The following is a 20,962-nucleotide window of genomic DNA, read 5'->3' as shown; positions in this document are numbered from 1 at the left end:
GATTTTCGGCCATGCACTTGCGCCGGGCCGCGACAGTTTTTGCCAATCCAACTTCTTCGAGCTGTTCTTGTTCTTTGCGCGCGCCTCGCGTCTTTGCGGTTCAGACCACTAAATCAGGGCAAACCGCTGATTTTGGTGGTCGGTGTTCGGGTCCGGATGGCGGAAGCTGAGCTGCACTCGTGTGCCTTCGCTGGCTTCGGATTCGATACGTAGCTCACCGCCCAGATAGCGGGCCCGCTCCTGCATGATCGATAGGCCGATGTGTTCACCCGGATGTCCGGTGAAGGCGGGACGACTCATGCCCACGCCGTCGTCCTCCACCAGTACGTGGTATTGGCCCTCATTATTACACTTGAGCATCACCCGCACCGTATTTGCGCGACTGTGCTTGCGAATGTTGGCGAGCGCCTCCTGTACGATACGCAGCACCTGCATCTCCATATTGCCGGGAAGACGGGTGGACTCCCACTCCTTTTGCAGCAGGATATGCATGCCGGTCTGCTTGCGGAAGGTGCCGATCAGGTCTTCCAGAGCCGGCATCAGGCCGCGGGCATTCATCGGGGCGCGGAAGTGTGCCAACAGCTCCCGAAGCTCCGTGTAGGCCTCATCCAGGCCACCTTTGATTTGCTGAATTTCCGCGTGGATGTCTTCCATGCTCTGCTGGTCGACAGTCTCATCCAGCATGGAGGTCTGGAAGCGCAGGGAGGCGAGTGTCTGGGCCAGGGAGTCATGTAGCTCATGGGCCAGGGCGTTTCGCTCCTGCATGATCGACAGTCGCTTGGCCTCATTGTCGAGGTGGGCCTTTTCGATGGCCATGCCCAGATGTCGGCCGATACTGGTAAACAGCGCCTTGACCTCGTCACGGGCCTCGAATTCGGCGCGGTTGACGAACAGATTATAGACGCCGAGATTTTTACCTCGGTACTGTAGCGGAACGGCAATCATTTCCAGCGATGTGTCTTCGAGCATAGGGCGCCCTACGAATTGGGTACACGGTTTCAGGTCCTGCTGGAACAGGACTTCTCCCTCGGAGAGGGCACTCCCGCATAGACAGCGCTGAACCGGGACCATGCGCTCGCGTTCCACCACTTCGTCATCCAGGCCAATGGAGGCTACGAGCTCCATCTGATTGTTGTCGGTCAGCAGGCGCACGGTACCCGCGTGGGCGTTGACAATGTCACGCATGGTATAGAGGAAGCGGGTCAGGAGATCTTTCAGGTCCCGGGAGGCATTGAGACTGGCCGCCACGTCGTAGAGGACCTGTAGCGAGTTGGTTTTTTGGGCAATGCGCTCCGTTTGGCGGCGGACCTCTTCGTCGAGATTGTGGGAGAGGGTCTCCAGAAACTGGCCAATCGCATTGAGATCATGGGAGAGGCCGTCAAATTCGTCATTGCCATTCTCCGCCAGACGAGCTTCGTGATCGCCGCTGCGTATTCGGGCCACCCAATCCTTGAGACGCCAGACGGGCGTCAGCACGTGGCCATAAAGGGCATTGAAGAGGAAATAGACGAGCCCCAGCCCGCTCGCTGTGAAGAGTAGTAGCGCGACGAAGAGGGTATCGGTGTAAGCGGGATAGTGGACCAGCAGCAAGCCGGTCAACCCCATCAACGGTATGAGCAGCCCGATACCGGCCAGCGGCAGGACAAAGCGCTTGTATTTCAGCACGCGGAATCCCTCCCGTCGCTGAGCCGCCTTGCGGTTAGCGGCAACGGGATCAGAACGGCCGACATCGCCGATATCTCGCGCCTGTGTCATCGTTATAATGTGGACAGGGTTGGTCTGTGTAAGTTGCGCCGAAAAACCAACGCATATTACCACAGCGCCCCCATTTCGGGAGACAGTTTCGGGACAATGACCCGAATTGGTGCACGAGGGCGGTCGCCTGCCGCCCTTGATGCGTCACTTTACGCTTCCTTCGGCGGGACAAAGCTGGCGTCGTTGGGATTCATGACGATGAGGCGATAATCGTTCGGTTCGATCTCGACGAAGTCAATGGTGGCGCCCGACAGCAGGGGGCCGTATTCCGGAGCCATCACCACTTCGATGCCCTCGCAGTTGAAGACCATGTCTTCGTCGGTGGATTCATCGAAGCCGATACCGTAATCCATGCTGCCATCCGGTTTTTTCCGGGCGGCGATACGCAGGGAAAGTTTCTTGGCATCCACCTGTTCCGCCGAATTGCGGACCTGTTCGGCGGCCGCCGCAGTCAATTTAATCATTCGGTTCCTCCTGTTTAAGTCTGTGTTTGAACCAAGGAGAGCACAGAGGAAACTTCAGATACGAGATTCGAGGGGCGAGATTCGAGTCTCTGCCGGACCTTCGAGTCTCGTATCTTCCATCTTGTATCTTTGTTTCTCCGTGGTTAGCTGTTTTGAACCTCGGTGTTTTCGGTCGTTTTCGAGCTCGTCTTTACCCGTCGGACGAAATCGACGAAGCGGCGGGTCCAGTGGTGCTCCTCAACGTCCTGCAGGTGGACATAGTTGGCCAGCAGATTGCGGTAGATAAAACCATCGTGGTGCCCGTCTATGCCCGCTCCACGGGTTACCTCATAAGCATAGGTAAGGTCGGGAGCCAGATTCTCAAGCGACGAATAGTGAAACTCGTGGGCATGTAAAGTCGCGGGAGCACCCGGCCATCGCTCTCGACCGGTCGTCTGCAGTCGCACATAGCCCCGTCCAACCGGTCTTTCGTGCATTACGGCATCTGCCGGCATTACACCTGCCATTTCGGCTGTCTCGCCGTCCCAGTGGATAGAGCGGCAGAGATACATAAGTCCGCCGCACTCGGCGTAGACCGGCATATCCGCCTCGATGGCGCTCCGTACGGCGCACCGCATCGATTGATTGGCGGAGAGTTCGGCGAGATGGGTTTCCGGAAAGCCCCCACCGATGAAAAGCCCGTCCACTTCCGGCAAAGCAGTGTCCCGAGTCGGGCTGAACGGTACAAGCTCCGCCCCCGCCTCCCGCAATCGTTCCAGGTCCCGGGGATAATAGAACCCGAAGGCACTATCCTTTGCGATGCCGATACGCACATCGGTTTTCGGGATCTCGGGACGGGGCAAAGGGGGACCTGCCGGTAGCGTGCCCTGTTCGGCCAGGGCGAGGAGCAGCTCCAGGTCGATCTGCTGCTCTATCCGATCGGCGATGCGAACCAGGATTGGGTCGGCGGTGGATGCCTCGTTGCTGGGCAGCAAGCCGAGGTGGCGCTCGTCGATGGCCAGAGTCGGGTCGCGATGAACCGCGCCAACGATGGGGATATCGAGATAATGCCCAATCACCTCACGCAAACGTTTCTCGTGCCGGTCACCGGCGACATTATTCAGCAGAATACCGGCAAAGTGGACTTTGGGCTCAAACTCAAGGAAACCGCGAATAAGCGGGACGATACTGCGAGTGGCGCCTTTGACATTGACCACCAGCAGCACCGGTGCACCAAGCAGAGCCGCCAATGCCGCGTTGCTGTGGGCTCCCGCCACATCCAGACTGTCGTAGAGCCCCATGTTGCCCTCGACCAGACTGATGGCGGCATTTTCCGAATAGCTCCGGAAGGTTCCGAGGATCTCCTCCCGGTTCATGGTGTTGAAGTCGAGGCTGTAACATGGGCGGCCGGCCGCCCGACCCAGCCACATCGGATCGATGTAGTCAGGTCCCTTCTTGAACGGCTGAACCGCCACGCCGCGCCGGGCGAGGGCGGCACATAGCCCCAGCGTCAGGGTCGTTTTTCCCGAGGACTTGGAGGGGGCGCCAATCAGTAGATGAGCCATAGTAGTTGTGAGTCGCTAGCAGCGAGTTACGAGTAATGAGTGGAACGAGAGAACGACCTGGCAATTAGCCGCTAGCCACTAGCAACTCTTCCCCATTTCGGTTGTTCCACATCTCCCATGCCATCTTTTCGGCGCTTTCACGGTTGTCGGCACGCCCCATTAGATAGAGGGCGATAGCAGTGGTTCCCGCCACCGAAGCGGCGCCGTATTCGTCCTCCTTTTCGCCACGCCAGACGCCCAGCAGATCCTCGATTTTGAGTTCATCGCCACGGATGTGACGCTTGTTAAACATAGGCGGCCACTCCTCTTCGGAGAACTCGCCGTTGTGCAGCATCCGTACCAGACAGGCGATATCGGGGTTGCGCTCGATTTCGCCGCCTTCTCCCTTAATCACCGCCATATGGGGTTCGCCCAGATCCTTCCCGGCTTCCAGGTGAATATCGCGATAGCCGGGATGAAAGATGCCCTGTATCACGTAGTCGGCAGCGAACGGATTGAGTTCCCGGGCGATGGTATGCACCGGCGAGCGCAGACCGAGCAGCGGGCGCATTTCGATAATCTGGTGGAGTTTGGGTGACAGGTTCTCCAGGTCCAGATAGGCGAAGTTGTTTTCCGCCATCTGCTTGGCCGCCTCGTCGAGGCTGGCAGCTACGGGGATACCCATTTCCGGAAGGATATTCTTGGTATAGATGCGTCCAGCCGTATGGCCGCTGGCGCCATGCATAAAGATCCGAACCCCGTTTTGCGACAGCAGCAGGGCCGAGAGTAGATACCAGGGCAGCTGGCGTTTTTTGCCGGCGTAGGAGGACCAGTCCAGGTCCACCTTGGGGGCGTCGGCCGGAATCTGCAGGGATTCCCGGATCGCCCGCACGAAGGCGGCGACTTCGGGCCCCGTCTCCTCTTTGACGCGCATCAGCATCAGAAAGGCGCCCAGCTGAATGGGCTCAACCTCGTCGGCCATAATCAGGCGCATGGCCTCAAAGGATTCTTCCGGGGTCAGGGCCCGGGAGCCGTGACGGCCCTTGCCGAGTATGCGGACGTACTGGGCAAAAGGATGTTCTTGCTCGCTCATGCCTACCTCTGGGGTCGTTAAAGATTAATACCTATGTAGCGTACTCGGGATTTTGGCGGTTTGCTACCTTCGCTAACCAGGTGAGAGATGAGAGGGTAGACGGCACCACTATCCGCCCGGACCTTGTACCTCGTATCTGGCCGCGAATCTCGCATCTCGAATCTCGTACCTCAGATACGCGAACACCGATGTCCCTGGCGGGAACATCGGTGTTGTGCCGGGACCCGCTTCTATCAGGCTGCGTGCGGATCCGTTTCGCCATCCGCCAGACTGGCGGGGAGGGCGCGCAGGTGCCGTACTGCGATAGTGACGGCTACCAGGGCGATTGCAAAGCCGGAGATACCCAACAGGACTTCGGGCAGAGTCGGGCTGTAGCTGGCGATCATTCCGTCGCCAAATGAACTGGTAACCTCATAGCCCGGGAACGTCTTCATCGGGTAGGCCTGACCGCCGATGAGGAGCACATACAGCTGCGAGAGGCCACCGAAAATGACCAGCACCGAGGCGATGGAGATCCAACCGCGGGAGTTGCCCGTCGCGGGGTTATAGAGAATCGCCAGCGGCACCAATGACCCCAGCAGGATCTGGCCGACCCAGAACAGCATGGTGTAAATGCCGCCACTGGTCAGGATGAAACTCTCGACACCGTGATGCTCGGTCGCATACAGATTGGCCAGATGATAGACCAGCACGAAATAGAGAACACCGGCAACGAACACACCCAGCAGGTTTTTGAGGCGGCGCACCACGTAGTCGCCCAGCGGGCGTCCGGTCATACGATACGAGGCGAACAGCACCAGCATGAAGATGGCCAGACCGAACGAGAAGGACATGACCACGAACATCGGCGCCATCAGGGCCGCGTCATAGGCTTCACGCGCCACCAGAAAACCGAAGATGGAGCCGGTACCGGTGGTGAGGAGCAGGCGCCAGACGAAGGCGAACGTTCCCACGGATGTGCTGTATTTGTTGAAGCGCTTCTCCAGCATCATCCACAGATAGATGGCGACAATCGCCATGAATCCGGTGTAGAGAATGATGTTCCAGGCGAAGATCGATTTGAAGTTGTAGTTGGTCATCGCCACGATCAGCCGATCGGGTCGGCCCAGATCGAGAACCAGCACCGCCAGGCCGCCCACCAGCAGGGCAACGGCCAGAATGCCGGAAAGCGGGGCCAGCGGCTTATACATTTTTTTGCCGAAGACCGAACCGATGGAGGCCACGTTAAGGGCCCCGGAGGCGGCGACGATCAGGAAGATGGCAAACACGTGGGGGGTACCCCAGACCACGCTGTTGTTCATCCCGGTGACCCAGTGGCCGTTGTGCTCCATGTAATACATGGAGGCGAGACCGGCCAGGATTACCACACCAAAGCCGGCGAGCAGGGCCCAGAAGCCCTTTCCTCCCTCAATCTGCGTGTAGAGCGTTTTCTTCATGCCTGTCATCCGATTTTGATTCGGTGGTCACCACAGAGAACACGAAGGGTCATGTGCTCTCTGCGCCCTCTGTGGCTTTGTCGTTCGTCCGATCAGATACCGCGGTAGCGAACGCCGGGATTCAGACCCAGATCCTCGCGGACAGCGGTGGAATCGTACCGGGTCAGAGCCTGCGCGATGGCGCTGTCTGGGTCGTTCAGGTCGCCAAACAGGATGGCCTGTTCCGGACACTCCTCCACACAGGCCGGCTCGCGACCTTCGTCGACACGATGCACACACATGGTGCAGCTCTCGACAGTGCCCTTGCCGCGCGGCATATGGGGCTCCTGATCCGTCAGTGTTTCGTGAATGAATGAACGTGCCTTGTAAGGGCATGCCATCATGCAATAGCGGCAGCCGATGCAGCGGTGACGATCCACCAGGACGATACCGTCCGCGCGCTTCATGGAAGCGTTGGTCGGACAGACATCGACACACGGCGGATTTTCACAGTGTTGGCACATCATCGGCAGGGAATGGCTCTTGCCCGTCCCCTTGTGGCGCAGTTCGACTTTTCGGATCCACTGCGCCTTCTGCTCGGGGCTCGAATTGGGCTCACTGTCGTCCCATCCGTTCTCCTCGCCACAGGCGGTGACGCACTTGTCACACCCGGTAGCGCACTTGTTGCTGTCCACCAGCATGCCCCAGCGGCGTTCGCTGGATGCGGGCTCTTCTGCGGGGCGGTCGGGGACCGACGCCTCGGAGAGGCCGTACACGACCACACCGGGCGCGATCGTCAGGCCGGCGGCCAGCTTGGCACCGTTACCGATGAATTCACGGCGTTTGAGATTCGTGTCTTCGCTCATTGAATTGCACCTGTCCTCGTCTTGCTGGCATGGCTTTCGGCGAACTGGTTGAGCAGTTCACCGGAGCGTCCGGCCTGATCCTTGATCGCCTTCATACCCGGGGTGACAAGCGGATGGAAACTGGCCGTTTCCTTCGGTTGGGTTGCGTGGCATTGGAAACAATCAATGGTCACGCCGGCGTATTCGTGGCAGGCCATGCAGAAGTGCTCGCTGCTATCCTGTGGCGCCTGAGGGTCACCCTCGGGCGCCACATGACACTCCAGGCACTGCTTGAGACTGTACTGCTTGGTTCGAATCCCTTCCCGCAGAGCCTCGTCGCGGTGGTGCTTGAGGTATTCCATATGGTTACGGCGCATGTCGGACGTGGGCTCGACGCACTCCTCACCCTTGATCGCCTTTGGCACCTCCGGCCCGGCCCCATCGCCCGCCAGGGCGGGCGCTGACAAGGTCAGCGCCAGTGCGGCGGGAACCATCTGCAGAAGCTTGCTGATACGCATGATGACCCTCTTATTCGCCCATGCCCATATCGATGTAGCCGGTCGGGCAGACGTCGGCGCAGATATGGCAACCGATGCACTTGTCATAGTCGGTATACACGTAGCGACCCATGGTCCGCTCGTTGACCGGGACCTTCTTGACGGCCTCCTGCGGACAGAACACCACGCAGTTATCGCACTCGAAGCACATGCCGCAGCTCATGCAGCGATCGGCTTCGTCGACCGCATCCTTTTCGGACAGCGGCTGAAGGCGCTCTTCGAAGTGTCCGAGTACCTCGTCGGCAGAAACCTCGATGCTTTTACGCTTGTGGCGCGGCGTATATTCGAAGTGTCCCAGGAACAGCTCGTCTGCAGGAATGATCTCATTCTGCGAACGATCTTCGTAGTTGTGCACCGCAAATTTGGCGTCGTAGGTGCCCCACAAACCAACATCGATGTCCTTGGTGGTGAGGTTCTTCTTCGGATCCGCCTGGAATGGTTCCGGCTCCAGACCCGTCTCCATCAGCTTGTTCATGAGGTCGAAGTGATGCACGTCCACCTTCGGACGTTTCACCAGTTGCTCATGTTTCAGGTAGTGATCGATGCTCTCGCAGGCGATGGAGGCCTGGCCGATGGCAGTGGTCAGCAGATGCGGGCGCACGATGTCACCACAAACGAAGTAGCCCGGTTTGTTCGGAACCTGGAAGTGCTTGTCCGCGTCCATCAGGCCGCGATCGTTGGCGAGTCCTTCCATGCCTTCCCAGTCGCCGGTCTGACCGATGGCAGCGACGATGAGCTCGGCTTCGATGTCCTCGAATTCACCTTCAATAGGGGTTTTCCCATCGGCTTCCAGCTTCTGTACCCGCAGTGCCTTCGCGCGGCCATCCTCCCCCTTGATGATCTCGGCCGGGTTCAGCTGACCGCGAATTTCGACACCTTCACGGGTGGCATCTTCGATTTCATGCTCGGCGGCCGGCATTTTCTCGACCGGGGAGCGGGAGATCAACATGACATCCGCGCCGGTGCGGTTAGCCACCATGGCTGCATCGTGAGCGGTCTGGTTAATGATAACGTGTTCCGGGCGATCCTTTTCGTTCTCGACCGAGATATGACCCAGACGGCGGGCGACGGATGCCACATCGATGGAGGTATCGCCACCGCCAATGACCACAACCCGGCCGGAAACGGCCTTCAGACGGTCTTCGTTGAAGGCAGCAAGGAAGGCCATACCGCTAATGCAGTTGACGGCATCGGCGCCGGGAATCGGCAGCGGACGACCCGACTGTGCGCCCATGGCGAACAGAACGGCATCGTACTCCTTCTCGACATCGTCCAGCTTGACATCCACACCGATTTTGGTGCCGGTCTTCACTTCGACGCCCATCTCGACGATACGGTTGATTTCACCGTCCAGGACATCGCGCGGCGTACGGTAGCCCGGGATGCCATAGCGCATCATGCCGCCGAGCAGATCATAGGCCTCAAAGACGGTCACACCGTGACCTTTGCGGCGCAGCTGATAGGCCGCGGCAAGTCCGGCCGGACCGCCACCGATGACGGCGATCTTCTTGCCGGTGTCTTCGCCGACTTCGAATTTGTAGCCTTCGCTCAGTGCCGTATCGCCGATGTACTGCTCGACCGAATTGATGCCGACGTGATCCTCGACCATATTGCGGTTGCAGCCGTCCTCACAGGGAGCGGGGCAGACGCGGCCCATGATGGAGGGGAACGGGTTGGCATCCGTGTTGCGACGGAAGGCGTACTCCGGCATCGTCATTTCGCCGGCCGGCTTCTCGATGCCGCGGACGATGTCCAGCCAGCCGCGAACGTCGTGGCCGGAGGGGCAGCTACCTTGACACGGCGGAGTCCGGTGGACGTAGGTCGGGCACTTGTGGGTCCAGCTCGCCTGGAAGATCTCCTGGTTCCACGGCCCATGTTTGTCGTCGCCATCCTGGTAGCGGCGGTAGGTAAAATCTTTGTTCATATCGTCACTAGAAGTCGCCATGTCTAGTCTCCTATGCCATTAACCTAGCTTCGCAGGTGAATACCTGACACGAAGCCCGTCGTTTTGGTTATTCGTTACTCGGTAGCCTCGGCGGCCTCTTCCGTTTTTTCGGAAGAATCGTCCCCGCCATCGAGTGCCGTTTCCTGCGTCGAACCCGTCAGAACCAGTGCGTCGCCCACGATTTGGTGCGTGGAGAGGATGGTGTCCATCGGGATGTCGAAATAGGGCATGACCTTGGCAAACTGGGCCTTACAGATGGCGCAGATGGCCGCCATGTTGGTCACACCCTGGTTTTGCATCACATCCTTGAGCGCCTCCATACGGGGGAGGGCGCCTTTGACACGGATCTCCATCAGGTCATCGGTCAGCAGACCGCCGCCGCCACCGCAGCAGTAGGTCACTTCGCGAATCGTATCGGGGTCCATGTCGACATAGTTGTTGCACGCCGCTTTGAGCAGGGCGCGCGGAATATCGAATTGGCCTCCGGGTTTGTCACCCATTCTCGATGCGCGAGCCACGTTGCAGGAGTCGTGGAAGGTTACGGTCCTGTGGTCGTTGGCGGCCGGGTCGAGTCGCAGCTTCCCTTCCTGCAGCAGACCGTGGGTGAACTCACAGATGTGCTGCGGGATCGGATAGCGGTGATCCAGCTGCTTCTGTAGTTTTTGCCCATATTCGTCATCTTCGGCGGCACCGGAACCGACGCCCGCAACGGTATTCCAGAAGCTGTAGGCGACACGCCAGGCGTGGCCGCATTCACCCACCATGATGCGTTTGACCCCGAGGTCCAGCGCCGCCGTGCGGATACGCTCGGCAACGGTCTTCATGTTGGAGTAGGAGCCAATGAACATGGAGAAGTTGGCCGCCTCGGCCGCGTAGGAGGAGAGCGTCCAGTTGATCCCTGCCTCGTGGAACACCTTGGCATAGCCCATCAACCCGTCGATGTGCGGCTCAGCGAAGAAATCCGCGGAGGGCGTAATGAGCAGCACGTCGGCGCCCTGGACGTCAATCGGCAGTTTGATCGGCAGGCCGGTATCGTCTTCCATCTCCTCCTCGAACTCTGCCATGGTGGCCTTGAGAGCCGGACCGGGCAGACCGAGATTGTTACCGACCGTCTGTACCTTGCCGAGAATCTCGTTGCAGTACTTCTGGCCGTAACCGACGGTATCCAGGATCTCGCGGGCGGCCATGGAGATTTCGGCGGTGTCGATGCCGTAGGGACAGAATACCGAGCAGCGACGGCATTGCGAGCACTGGTGGAAGTAGCTGTACCACTCGTCCAGCACCTCTCTGTCCAGTTCCCGGGCACCCACCAGTTTGGGGAAGTACTTCCCGGCAAAGGTAAAGTGGCGGCGGTAGACGCTACGCAGCAGGTCCTGACGCGCTACGGGCATATTTTTCGGGTCCGATGTGCCCTGGAAGTAATGACACTTGTCGGTACACGAACCACACTTGACGCAGGCATCCAGGAAAACCTGCAGGCCGCGGTACTTGCCCAGCAGGTCGCCCATCTTCTCGATGGCCTTATCGTGCCAGTTGTCCACCAGTTCGCCCGGGAAGCCGAGCTTCTCGTTGTGATCCGGTTTGGCGACGAACGGGCTCAGGTGCGCCGTTGCGTCGGGAACCAGCTTGTTGGGAACAGCGGGGTATTCCCTAAATTCCGGTGTCTGGAAATCAGCGGCCACGCAGATTCTCCTCGTTCTTTCGTCCGATTACGACTTGTCCAGCTCAGCAGCCCAAGGGGCTACGTGCCGACGTTCGCGCGGGTTATCGACCTGATTGCGGGTCGGGCTGAAAAACACGCCCGGCGCGTGCAGCAGCTTGCTAATCGGGAAGATGATCATTAGCACGGCGACCAGAGCCAGATGGATCAACAGCAGCGGATCCGTCGGCAACGGCTGCAGACTGAAAGTCATCAGTCCCAAGACGAAGTTCTTTACGGCGACGATATCGGTATGGGCCCCGAACTTCATCATCAGACCACTTCCACCAATGGCCACCAGCAGCGCAAGCATCAGGTGGTCCGAAGGATTTGAGATATAGCGAATACGTTCAACGAAAAAGCGACGGCCCCACAGGCCGAGTAGCCCAATCGCCATGGCGAAACCCGCGTACATGCCGAACGGCTGAATAAAGACGATAACGCCCGGGATAGGATCCATGAAGTAGCGCAGATGGCGCAGTAGCACCAACGCCAGTCCTACATGGAACATCCAGCCGAACAGCCAGATCCATTTGTTGCCCTTGAACAGGCTCTCGAAGAAGACGACCTCGCGGGCCATGCGCGCCACCACGCCGCTCTGGGTTGTCGGGGCGGGTGTGGTCGGAATCTTCAGGGGCGCCGGCGTTTTCGCATATTTGTAGATTTTGTAGGCGAGACCACCAACGAAAAACGCCGTCGCGAAATAAAACAGTGCGGCATAAAAAAGCCCTGCCATCAATCGACCCTCCGAACTACGGACAGTAGAGGTGGGGAGGCCGCGAACGACCTCCCCGATCCTGACTTAGATGCAGCCGGTCGGCTTCGGCAGACCAGCGATCTTGCAGGCCTGCTTGGCCGGGCCGTAGGGGAACAGTTCGTACAGGTACTTGCTGTTTCCTTTCTCCGGCCCAAGCTTCTTGCCAATCGCTTTAGTCAGTACGCGGACTGCCGGAGCAATCTGGTACTCTTGGTAGTACTCACGCAGGAATTCGATGACTTCCCAGTGAGATTCGGTCATTTCAAGGTTTTCGGATTTGGCCAACTCGATAGCCACATCCTTATCCCAATCATTGATGTTGGTGAGGTAGCCTTCCTCGTCAACTTCAACGCTATTACCTGCAACGTCCATCGTAGCCATTACACTATCTCCTTTGAGATTGATTCGTAGTGGGTTTACACCAAATTACAGCCAGGCCTGAACCTTGTCGTTCTCGACGGCAAGGTCGACAAAACCTGCGTAATCCACCAGTTTGACGCCGTCCATCACCTTGTCGGCAACGCCACGCAGTTTGACGTCCGGCTCAAGGGCATAAACGGTGAACTTGCTCATTGCTTCCTGCACTTTATTGGATACGGCAGTGCCTTTCGTGGCGCCGTACACGCCGTCCTCGATCAGCAGAATGGCGCTACCTTCTTTGGCGTGAGCCAGGCAGGTGTCCAGACTATTCTTCTCGAACGGCGACTTGTTGACGGTATGCAACATTTCTTTTCCCCCGGTTAGAAGCTAAGGACGACGTCCATCTCTTCCATCAGGTCGCGGATCTCGTCGGCGGTTTTCACCTCGACATCCACCAACAGGTCTTCTTCGGTCAGACCCCGCATTTCCAGAGCTTCTTTGCCGACATAGAGCTTTTCCACGTCGTACATCTCTAGAGCGCGATAGGTCGGAGAGAAGTTCTTCATTTCCGAATCGCTGTTGTCCTGACCTTTGATGAGCTGGTAAACACCGTCATCCAGGAACACCAGGGTGACGTCCTGCTCGAAAGCGGCACCGATTAGCACCACTTCCAGAGATTCGAGGGCGTAAACCGTTCCGTACGGAGCCTTGCGGTTCATGTACAGGAACTTCTTGACCTCTCCCCCCATCATTTCTTCACTCATCGTCTCACCCCCAATCGTTAGTCACCAAACACGACCAGCCGATCGGACTGGATGCCGCCTTCGATGAGCTGGCCCAGGCCCGAAATGCGGAAGCCCGGGGCGATGTTGTCAGCGTCTTTGCCATTGCGCTTCGCCTCGTCGGCGTCGGCGATGCCGCGGCGCTGGGCCGCGGCAACGCAGATCACCAGATCGAGGTTGTGCTGTTCGGCAAGCTCACTCCAACGATTGACGATGTTCCGATCATCCTGCGGAGGCTTTGTCAGGCGGGTCCCGTTGTTCACCCCGTCGTGGTAGAAGAAGATACGATAGATCTCGTGTCCCTTCTCCAGAGCGGCCTTTGCGAACAGGTACGCGCTGTCGGACGCCTGGTGCTGATAGGGTCCTTCGTTGACTTGTACCGTGAACTTCATTAGCTCAACCCTTTCTTTTTGCTTTGAACCGTTCTTAGAAGCGGATATGAGCAGACGCGTTCAGGTTAACGCGACCACCGCGCCAGTTGTCGATGTGGTACTTGGTAAACGGCAGACCGGTCTTCTCGAAGAAGCGGGGCCAACCGATACGTTCCGCCCACTCGCCCATGCGCTCGTAATCCTTCGCGTCATCCTTGTAAGCCTTGAGGATGTTCTTGACCACCTCGGCGACTTCCGGCCAACGCGGCGGATTGTTCGGCAGGCCGGCAGCGACCAGCTTGTGGAAAGTCGGCTTGCTGCGGGCGTTGGAGTTTTTGCCACCGACCCAGATAGCCAGCTTGGAGTGCTCCGGATCGTTGATTTGCATCGGCGGGCAGGGCGGGAAGCACGCGCCGCAGGCGACACACTTCTTCTCGTCCACCTCGAGAGACGGCTTGCCGTTGACCATGGCCGGGCGAATAGCCGCAACCGGGCAACGAGCCACAACCGACGGGCGCTCACATACGTTGGCCACCAGGTCATGGTTGATCTTGGGCGGCTTGGTATGCTGGATGTTGATGGCGATGTCACCCTGGCCGCCGCAGTTGATCTGGCAGCAGGAGGTGGTCATGCGCACGCGGTTCGGCATCTCCTCGTGGGTGAAATCGTGATGAAGTTCGTCCATCAGGGCTTTCACGGCACCCGAGGCGTCGGTGCCCGGGATGTCGCAGTGCAGGAAGCCCTGAGTGTGGGAAATCATCGAGATGGAGTTGCCGGTGCCACCGATAGGAAAGCCTTCGGACTCCAGCTTTTCGATCAGAGGCGTCACTTTCGACTCGTCAGACACCATATACTCGATGTTGGAACGAATGGTGAAGCGGACGTAGCCATCGGCGAACTCGTCGGCGATATCCATTAGCTTACGGATGGTGTGAACATCCATCTGACGCTGGGTACCAGCGCGAACGGTCCAAACCTGGTCGCCGCCTTTGGCGACGTGGTGCAGAACACCCGGACGCGGGCGGTCGTGCCAGGCCCACTGGCCATAGTTGGCCTTCAGGGTCGGGTGCATGTACGGGAACGGATCCGGTACACCACTCTCAATGGGCATGCGAGGTGCGTTCATCTTTACCTCCAGTGATCAGGTTCTTTATCTCTGGACGGAAGGGTCCGGGGGACCGTTCCGCTATTCATTCAAGTCGAAGCGTTGTGCTTAGCCGGCTTTACGCTCGAACCATTTTTTAGCTTCCTCGTCCCAGCCATCCATGCGGATGTACGGGTTCGAACGCGGCTGGGTAACCATGTTCGGGTCGACATCGAGACCGATGCCCTCGAGGAAGTTGATCAGGCCGATACGCTCGATCATTTCACCGGTACGCTCGTGCTCCAGAGCGTTTTCGGCGAAGAAGTCGATCATCTCTCCGGCCAGTTCTTCGAGCTTCTCGTAATCTTCATCGGTATCGAGCTTCATGAACGGCACGATAACGGTGCCCATCAGATCGCCGATCTTCAGCGTACGCTTGCCGCCGACCAGGATGCTGATGCCTTTGTCGTCACCGGGAGAGAGTGCCTTGGTCAGGACGTTGATGCAGTGCATGCAACGAACGCAGTCCGAGTTCTTGACATCGAGGGTGTCATCTTCGTTCAGAGACAGCGCCTGAGTCGGGCAACGGGTGATAACGTTGTCGACGATCCACTTGCGACCCTTGGTTTCGACGTAGTTCTTGAACTCGCCCTGGTCGACTTTCATGTCGTCGCGCCAGGTACCGATCATGGACATATCGGCGCGCTGGATGGAGTTCATGCAGTCGTTACCGCAACCGGAGACCTTGAACTTGAACTTGTAGGGCAGAGCCGGACGATGCATGTCGTCCAGGAAGGCGTTGACCAGCATGCGCATGGCGCGACCTTCATCCGTGCAGGAGTGCTCGCAGCGTGCAGCACCGACGCAGGACATGCCGGTACGGACAGCCGGACCGGCGCCGCCCAGATCAAAGCCCATTTCGTTGAGCTCATCGAAGGCTGGCTGGACATTGTCGCTGGTGCAGCCCTGGAACATGATGTCGCCGGACTGGCCGTGGAAAGCGATCAAGCCGGAGCCGTACTTTTCCCAGATGTCGCAGAATTTGCGAATTGTGGCAGTGTCGTAGTGCATCCCGGCAGGGGGCATGATACGCAGGGTGTGGAACTCGGCTGCGGCCGGGAACATCGGTTTCTTGTTTTCATCCATCAGCTCGGTGAAGCGGGGAATAACACCGCCGCCGTAGCCGATTACACCGACCGTTCCGCCTTTCCAGTACCCTTTTTTGGTCTGGTAGGAGGTTTCCAGCTGACCGAGCAGGTCGACGACCATGTCGGAGTATCCCTTGCCATCATTCGCCAGACGTTTCAGCCCGGTGATGAAGCTCGGCCATGGACCGCTTTCCAGCTGGTCAAGCATCGGTGTGTCTTGCAATTTTTTCGCCATCGGTTTCTTCTCCCGTACAGTCTTCAACTTGGGTTTCTGGCCTCCCGGATTCGCCTGAGTAGCTTCGGCTAGGCCAGGTCCAGGCTGCAGGTACTGCTCACGAAACCCTGCATATTCCTAAAGACGTTATTGATGCAGGAAGCCCTACGATCAATTGAGGCCAAAGTTTAGAGGTTTCTAATGAAGTGCAATATCCTCACGATGGGGGGGCAGGGGGTGGTATAAGCTATCCTAAATGGGATATATAAAAACTAACGCTGTTACCGTTTCATAACTTTCGAATTTGCTAAATAGCTTATTGAATCAAATGTATGCGGACGCAGAATCCTGTGGAATGTTAGGAACTTGAGTCCATTCAAGCGGAAATCCCATCTATTTTCCGCTTTTTTTCGGGACTTGTCAGCAGGTATCGTTTCCCGGTTCAATATTCTCTAGCAGCCAACTGAGAGATTGCCCGAGGGTTGAAAAAGTTCCCCTTCGACGACATTTCTTTTCCTCAGGTGTCTGCCGGATAATACAGCCGTCAGATATGGGGACTGCAATGCCTTGACAGGAGCGAGTGCATATTCGTTCCCCTTCGCCGGGAACTACTGCTATCTGGAAACTACCTAATCAGGGTGAACTGTGATGCTCTATCTGAGCGAGATACTGATACAGAATCCGCAGATCGAATCGTTCGATCAGCTATTGGAGACGGTCGAGGAGCGCGCCAAGACAGAAATGTTCTTTCGTATCGATGTCAAGCCGCCGTTTCCGGATACCCCGGAAAACTGGGAAGACCGCCTCGAGGCGGTATTTACGTAGAGTTTTTTCGAACCGCAAAGACGCTAAGAGCGCAAGGTCCATGGATAGAGAACCTTTCCCGGCCCTGCGTTCGGTTGGGCAGGGCCGAGGGGGTGCGCCTCTACCCGTTCTTTGACCTGTCGTGCATTGCCTTTGCGCTCTTTGCGACTTCGCCTACATGGATGTAGGTGAGGGGCGTGAGCAGGAGCGGAAGCTTTGCGGTTAATTGCAGAACTAGGAGCGATTTAACGTGAAATACCTGAGAACAGAGGCGAATCTCGGAGAGGCAGAGTGCTCGACCGATGCCATGGGATCGAGCCAGCGGCTGGAGTTGCAGCTGCAGTCATTGCGCGAGGATCTGGAACGCCTGCCCACGGACGCCGCAGCGGATTCCCGGATGAAATTGCTTCTGGACTCCGCCTATGTGCTCCTGGACCTGGAGCGCCGTGAGGAGGCGTGGGAGATCGCCAAACCGGTTTTCGATGAAGCGATTGCGATTGAAGACTGGTTGCGCGCGGTGGAAGCCACCGATGTGCTGTTTCAGGCCGACCGGTCCGAGTCGGTTAAGGCCCTGGCTCATGGTATATGGTTGGGGGTGACGTTCCCCATTGACCCGGAATTATCGGTGGCGATGCTGCAGCACATGGTGGAAGAGACACCGGATAACTCCGACGGCGCTGCGGTAGCGGCGGCCGCCGCCCGATATATCACCGATCTCCGGGCCGAAGGGCAGCAACGGGATGATCTCCAGTTTTTCACCATGCAACTGCTCGGCGACGTCGCACGGCGCCATGGACAGGTGGATGAACAGGACGTCTTCGAATTCTGGATGGAGCGCCTGGAACTTAATGAACCGGGCAAGTTCTTGCCGAGACTGGCGAAGATTCTCGATGTCATCGTCGAGGAGAGCTGGTGGTTTGATCGTGACGCACTAAGGGCGAAGATCCCCGAGGAATCATGAGTATTTACTGGCGCGAAGACGAAGAGCGAGAAGAGTTTGTCGTTCCCGAAGACGTGCTGGATGTCGCCTTCGACATGCGCTGCCGGGCGCTGCCCGTGGACCACGCGGATGCGCTCTGCCAGGCCATCTGCGAGGCGCTCCCGTGGTTCGAAACGGTAGAAGCTGCCGGGCTTCACCTTGTTCACGGTGCCGAATCGGGCAACGGCTGGGAGCGTCCCGAAGATCGTAATGAACTCCTGTACCTGTCCAGACGCACCAAACTGACGCTGCGCCTGCCCAAAGAGCGGGTAGAGGAGGCCGAGGTGCTCGCTGACCAGACCCTGAGGGTGGCGGGTTACGACATGACTCTGGGCAAGCCCAGGCGGAGGCTGTTGAGCACCCACCCGGCACTCCATTCCCGCCATGTCGTCTCCAACCCGGCGGAGGACGAAGAAACTTTTCTTCAGCGCAATGTCGAGGAGTTAAAAGCGATCGGCGTGCGCTTTAAGAAGATACTTTGCGGTAAGATGCACGTTTTCCGGACCACCGATGGAGAGGTGATTACACGCAGCCTGTTCGTCGCGGACCTGTCCCGGGAGGATGCGGTACGACTCCAGGAGCAGGGTCTCGGTCCTGGCCGCAAACGCGGCTTTGGGGTTTTCATTCCCCATAAAACCGTTACTAAAAAGTGACATTTGTAAATGTTAACCGCAAAGACGTACAGCCAGCGGCACTTTTGGCCGGTTTGCTTTGCGCTCTTTACGCCTTGGCGGTTCTCAAAATTGACCTTGAAATCAGAAATAAAACGAGGAGAAAAAAATGCCTTACGAAGTAAACGGCACCACGGTGGAGTCCGATGCCAACGGCTATCTGACCGACATCAATTCCTGGAATGAAGAGGTTGGCAAGGCCATCGCCGCCGCCGAAGGCGTGGAGATGACCGAAAAGTCCTGGGATGTTGTCAACTACCTGCGTGACGAGTACATCAACGGTGGCGGCAACCAGCCCAACGATCGCAATATCGTCAAGGCCATGTCGGAGAAGTGGGGCGAGAAACTCTCCTCCAAAGACATCTATACCCTGTTCCCCATGCAGCCCTCCAAGCAGGCCGCTAAGGTTGGCGGTCTCCCCGAGAGTCGGCGCAAGGGCGGTTACTAACCCGCTTGGCGCCCCGCCGTCGCGGCGGGGCGCCGCTTCTTAAACCACCTCCTTTGGCCAATCGGGCCCCATACCTTCGTACCGAGCTGCCTTACCGGGCCGACAGTGCCGAACTGTTCGGGGCAGTGGCTGACCATGCCTGGTCGATGCTGCTGGACAGCGCCGGCTGCGGACGTTTCGATATCCTTGTCGCAGACCCCTTTCTGACCCTGACCACAGAAGGGCAAAGTACCACGATAACGCCTCGCGAGGGTGCGTCAGAGACGGTGGCGGGTAACCCGTTGGCGCTGGTGCGGCGCTATCTGGAACCGCAGATGCGGCCATTGCCCGAAGGGATTCCGTTTGCCGGCGGCGCCCTGGGCTACTTCGCCTACGATCTGGCCTGGTACTTGGAGGATTCGCCGTTTCGGGAACGCCCGGCTGGGGCCCTGCCCGAAATGGCGATTGGCCTCTACGACTGGGCGCTTGTGGTAGATCACCGGCAGCAACAGACGCACCTGGTCTCCTTCTGCCGCGATCCACATACGCGTGCCACCTGGGCAGAGTGGGTGAAGACCTTCGAGGGGCCGGTTATCCCCCGGATGCGCCGCTTCCAGACCCTCAGCACACCGGAATCCAATCTGACACGGGATGCGTATCTGGAACGCCTGGCGCGCATTCAGCGTTACTTGGTGGAGGGCGACTGCTACCAGGTGAACTTTGCCCAAACCTTTTCCGCACCGGTCTCGGGTGATCTCTGGGCCGCCTATCGTCAGCTCCGACACATCAACCCTGCCCCGTTTGCCGCCTATCTCAATACACCCTCCGGGCAGGTACTGAGCGCATCACCGGAACGGTTTCTCCAAGTGCGGGCGGGAGGCGTGGAGGCGCGTCCGATAAAAGGCACGCGGCCCCGTCATGAGGAAGCGGGACGGGACCGCCAACTGGCGGCAGAGCTGGGGGAAAGTCCAAAAGATCGTGCGGAGAACGTGATGATCGTCGATCTGCTTCGTAATGACCTTGGTAAAAGCTGTGCAACGGGGAGTATCCGAGTTCCGGAACTGTTTAAAGTCGAATCATTTGCTTCGGTGCACCATCTGGTCTCCAGCGTGACCGGCCTACTTGCATCGGAAAAGGACGCCCTTGATCTGCTGGAAGGGTGTTTTCCGGGAGGTTCCATCACCGGAGCGCCCAAACGGCGCGCGATGGAGATCATCGAACAGCTGGAACCCGAACCACGCGGCCTCTACTGCGGAAGCATCGGTTACATCGGTTTTGATGGTGCGATGGATACCAATATCGCTATCCGAACCCTGGTGCACTCCGACGGCGAGGTCCGTTTCGCCGCCGGCGGTGGCATCGTGATGGATTCCGATCCCGAGGCGGAATACCAGGAGAGCTTCGACAAGGCGGCACGTCTGCTTGCACTGCTGGAGGCTTTCATAACTGACGATGGTATTTAAGTGTGAGCCCTCCCCGCCGCTCCGCGGCCCCGAATCAATGACCAACTCTTGGTCGTCATTGCGAGCCGTACCCGCCGCTGTGCGCCGCCGAACCACTGACGAACTTCCCTCTTGTCATAGCGAGGAGCCTCAGCGACGAAGCTATCTCGAAGTGCCAAGTACCAGATTGCCGCGTCGCCTGGGCTCCTACTGAAGAACTTAGCGAACCATTGAATTTCCAACCACGGGGAACACGGGGCGCACGGGGCGCACGGGGCACACGGGGCACACGGGGCACACGGGGCACACGGGGGAGAAAATATCCGAACAACTTGTTGTCTCCACGTGTACGCCGTGGTTACCCGTTCTTCATTGATTCTGGCCTTGTGCAGCAGGGGGTACGGCTCGCAATGACGTCCGCGTTCTCTCGAGTCGCTTGGTGGATGCGCTTCGCTTATCCACCCTACCAGGTGATTACTCCGGACCACGGGGAACACAAGCTGTTTTACCCCGTGCTCCACGTGTACGCCGTGGTTACCAGCTCTTCATTGATTCGGGCCTGCGCAGCAGGGGGGTACGGCTCCTGATGAACTTGCCCTCGCTGTCATTACGAGGAGCCTAAGCGAC

The 20,962-nt window shown here is 58.3% G+C and carries 21 protein-coding genes; 5 read left to right on the top strand and 16 right to left on the bottom strand.

The genetic code is table 11. The features are described 5' to 3' along the window. Positions 1-108: 108 nt before the first annotated feature. The 16 genes from Q7L05_RS11630 to dsrA all read right to left on the bottom strand — a co-directional run bounded on the left by Q7L05_RS11630 (position 109) and on the right by dsrA (position 16,033). Positions 109-1,755 carry a histidine kinase gene (locus tag Q7L05_RS11630; RefSeq protein WP_303906545.1) on the bottom strand — a complete coding sequence of 549 codons (1,647 nt, stop codon included), beginning with the start codon at positions 1,753-1,755 and terminating at the stop codon, positions 109-111. A 149-nt stretch (positions 1,756-1,904) separates the two neighbouring features. Continuing rightward, positions 1,905-2,219, bottom strand: coding sequence for a HesB/IscA family protein (locus Q7L05_RS11625; protein ID WP_303906542.1), 315 nt, complete (start codon positions 2,217-2,219; stop codon positions 1,905-1,907). Between the two features lie 143 nt (positions 2,220-2,362). Beyond that, positions 2,363-3,763, bottom strand: a complete 1,401-nt coding sequence (locus tag Q7L05_RS11620) for a cobyrinate a,c-diamide synthase (RefSeq protein ID WP_303906538.1) — start codon at positions 3,761-3,763, stop codon at positions 2,363-2,365. A 64-nt stretch (positions 3,764-3,827) separates the two neighbouring features. Beyond that, entirely contained in the window at positions 3,828-4,835 is a 1,008-nt protein-coding gene (locus tag Q7L05_RS11615; protein ID WP_303906536.1) for a glycosyl transferase family protein, read from the bottom strand. Positions 4,836-5,068: 233 nt separating this feature from the next. Further along, entirely contained in the window at positions 5,069-6,271 is a 1,203-nt protein-coding gene (gene nrfD / locus Q7L05_RS11610) for an NrfD/PsrC family molybdoenzyme membrane anchor subunit (protein ID WP_303906534.1), read from the bottom strand. 92 nt (positions 6,272-6,363) lie between these two features. Beyond that, positions 6,364-7,116: a sulfate reduction electron transfer complex DsrMKJOP subunit DsrO gene (dsrO, locus tag Q7L05_RS11605; protein WP_303906531.1), complete on the bottom strand. Its 753-nt coding sequence runs from the start codon at positions 7,114-7,116 to the stop codon at positions 6,364-6,366. Next, positions 7,113-7,613 carry a hypothetical protein gene (locus Q7L05_RS11600; protein ID WP_303906528.1) on the bottom strand — a complete coding sequence of 167 codons (501 nt, stop codon included), beginning with the start codon at positions 7,611-7,613 and terminating at the stop codon, positions 7,113-7,115. Before Q7L05_RS11600 ends, dsrO begins: the two co-directional genes overlap by 4 nt. A 10-nt stretch (positions 7,614-7,623) precedes the next feature. Further along, the gene (locus Q7L05_RS11595; protein WP_303906525.1) at positions 7,624-9,597 is read right to left on the bottom strand and encodes an NAD(P)-binding protein; all 1,974 of its coding nucleotides are present in this window, start codon (positions 9,595-9,597) and stop codon (positions 7,624-7,626) included. A 74-nt stretch (positions 9,598-9,671) separates the two neighbouring features. After that, positions 9,672-11,279, bottom strand: a complete 1,608-nt coding sequence (dsrK, locus tag Q7L05_RS11590) for a sulfate reduction electron transfer complex DsrMKJOP subunit DsrK (protein WP_303906522.1) — start codon at positions 11,277-11,279, stop codon at positions 9,672-9,674. Positions 11,280-11,306: 27 nt separating this feature from the next. Continuing rightward, positions 11,307-12,032: a respiratory nitrate reductase subunit gamma gene (locus Q7L05_RS11585; protein WP_303906519.1), complete on the bottom strand. Its 726-nt coding sequence runs from the start codon at positions 12,030-12,032 to the stop codon at positions 11,307-11,309. Positions 12,033-12,098: 66 nt separating this feature from the next. Next, complete coding sequence (locus tag Q7L05_RS11580; RefSeq protein ID WP_092995970.1) at positions 12,099-12,434, bottom strand: TusE/DsrC/DsvC family sulfur relay protein; 336 nt, start codon at positions 12,432-12,434, stop codon at positions 12,099-12,101. Positions 12,435-12,479: 45 nt separating this feature from the next. Beyond that, positions 12,480-12,779, bottom strand: coding sequence for a sulfurtransferase complex subunit TusB (gene tusB / locus Q7L05_RS11575; protein WP_303906515.1), 300 nt, complete (start codon positions 12,777-12,779; stop codon positions 12,480-12,482). A 14-nt stretch (positions 12,780-12,793) separates the two neighbouring features. Continuing rightward, positions 12,794-13,177 carry a sulfurtransferase complex subunit TusC gene (gene tusC / locus Q7L05_RS11570; RefSeq protein WP_317623123.1) on the bottom strand — a complete coding sequence of 128 codons (384 nt, stop codon included), beginning with the start codon at positions 13,175-13,177 and terminating at the stop codon, positions 12,794-12,796. 17 nt (positions 13,178-13,194) lie between these two features. Beyond that, the gene (gene tusD / locus Q7L05_RS11565; RefSeq protein WP_303906512.1) at positions 13,195-13,587 is read right to left on the bottom strand and encodes a sulfurtransferase complex subunit TusD; all 393 of its coding nucleotides are present in this window, start codon (positions 13,585-13,587) and stop codon (positions 13,195-13,197) included. A gap of 34 nt (positions 13,588-13,621) precedes the next feature. Continuing rightward, positions 13,622-14,692 (bottom strand): dissimilatory-type sulfite reductase subunit beta, encoded by a 1,071-nt coding sequence (dsrB, locus tag Q7L05_RS11560; protein WP_303906509.1) that lies wholly within the window; start codon positions 14,690-14,692, stop codon positions 13,622-13,624. 87 nt (positions 14,693-14,779) lie between these two features. Further along, positions 14,780-16,033 (bottom strand): dissimilatory-type sulfite reductase subunit alpha, encoded by a 1,254-nt coding sequence (dsrA, locus tag Q7L05_RS11555; RefSeq protein WP_303906506.1) that lies wholly within the window; start codon positions 16,031-16,033, stop codon positions 14,780-14,782. 627 nt (positions 16,034-16,660) lie between these two features. On the opposite strand from dsrA, the gene Q7L05_RS11550 reads away from it, so the two are divergent. The 5 genes from Q7L05_RS11550 (at position 16,661) to pabB (ending at position 20,356) form a co-directional block, all read left to right on the top strand. After that, positions 16,661-16,837, top strand: a complete 177-nt coding sequence (locus Q7L05_RS11550) for a sulfur relay protein DsrC (RefSeq protein ID WP_092995953.1) — start codon at positions 16,661-16,663, stop codon at positions 16,835-16,837. Positions 16,838-17,066: 229 nt separating this feature from the next. After that, positions 17,067-17,777 carry a hypothetical protein gene (locus tag Q7L05_RS11545; protein ID WP_303906500.1) on the top strand — a complete coding sequence of 237 codons (711 nt, stop codon included), beginning with the start codon at positions 17,067-17,069 and terminating at the stop codon, positions 17,775-17,777. Continuing rightward, on the top strand, positions 17,774-18,448 hold the full coding sequence (gene cas6 / locus Q7L05_RS11540; protein WP_303906497.1) for a type I-MYXAN CRISPR-associated protein Cas6/Cmx6: 675 nt from the start codon (positions 17,774-17,776) through the stop codon (positions 18,446-18,448). The genes Q7L05_RS11545 and cas6 overlap by 4 nt, the downstream gene beginning before the upstream one ends. A 127-nt stretch (positions 18,449-18,575) precedes the next feature. Then, positions 18,576-18,914: a TusE/DsrC/DsvC family sulfur relay protein gene (locus tag Q7L05_RS11535; protein WP_303906493.1), complete on the top strand. Its 339-nt coding sequence runs from the start codon at positions 18,576-18,578 to the stop codon at positions 18,912-18,914. Between the two features lie 53 nt (positions 18,915-18,967). Then, positions 18,968-20,356 (top strand): aminodeoxychorismate synthase component I, encoded by a 1,389-nt coding sequence (pabB, locus tag Q7L05_RS11530; protein ID WP_303906490.1) that lies wholly within the window; start codon positions 18,968-18,970, stop codon positions 20,354-20,356. The last annotated feature ends 606 nt before the right edge of the window (positions 20,357-20,962 follow it).

Origin of the sequence: Thiohalomonas denitrificans (assembly GCF_016841685.1) — a bacterium.
GTDB classification, from domain to species: domain Bacteria; phylum Pseudomonadota; class Gammaproteobacteria; order Thiohalomonadales; family Thiohalomonadaceae; genus Thiohalomonas; species Thiohalomonas denitrificans_A.
Note: the sequence above shows the minus strand (reverse complement) of the source record. Positions and strands in the feature narration are given on the sequence as shown.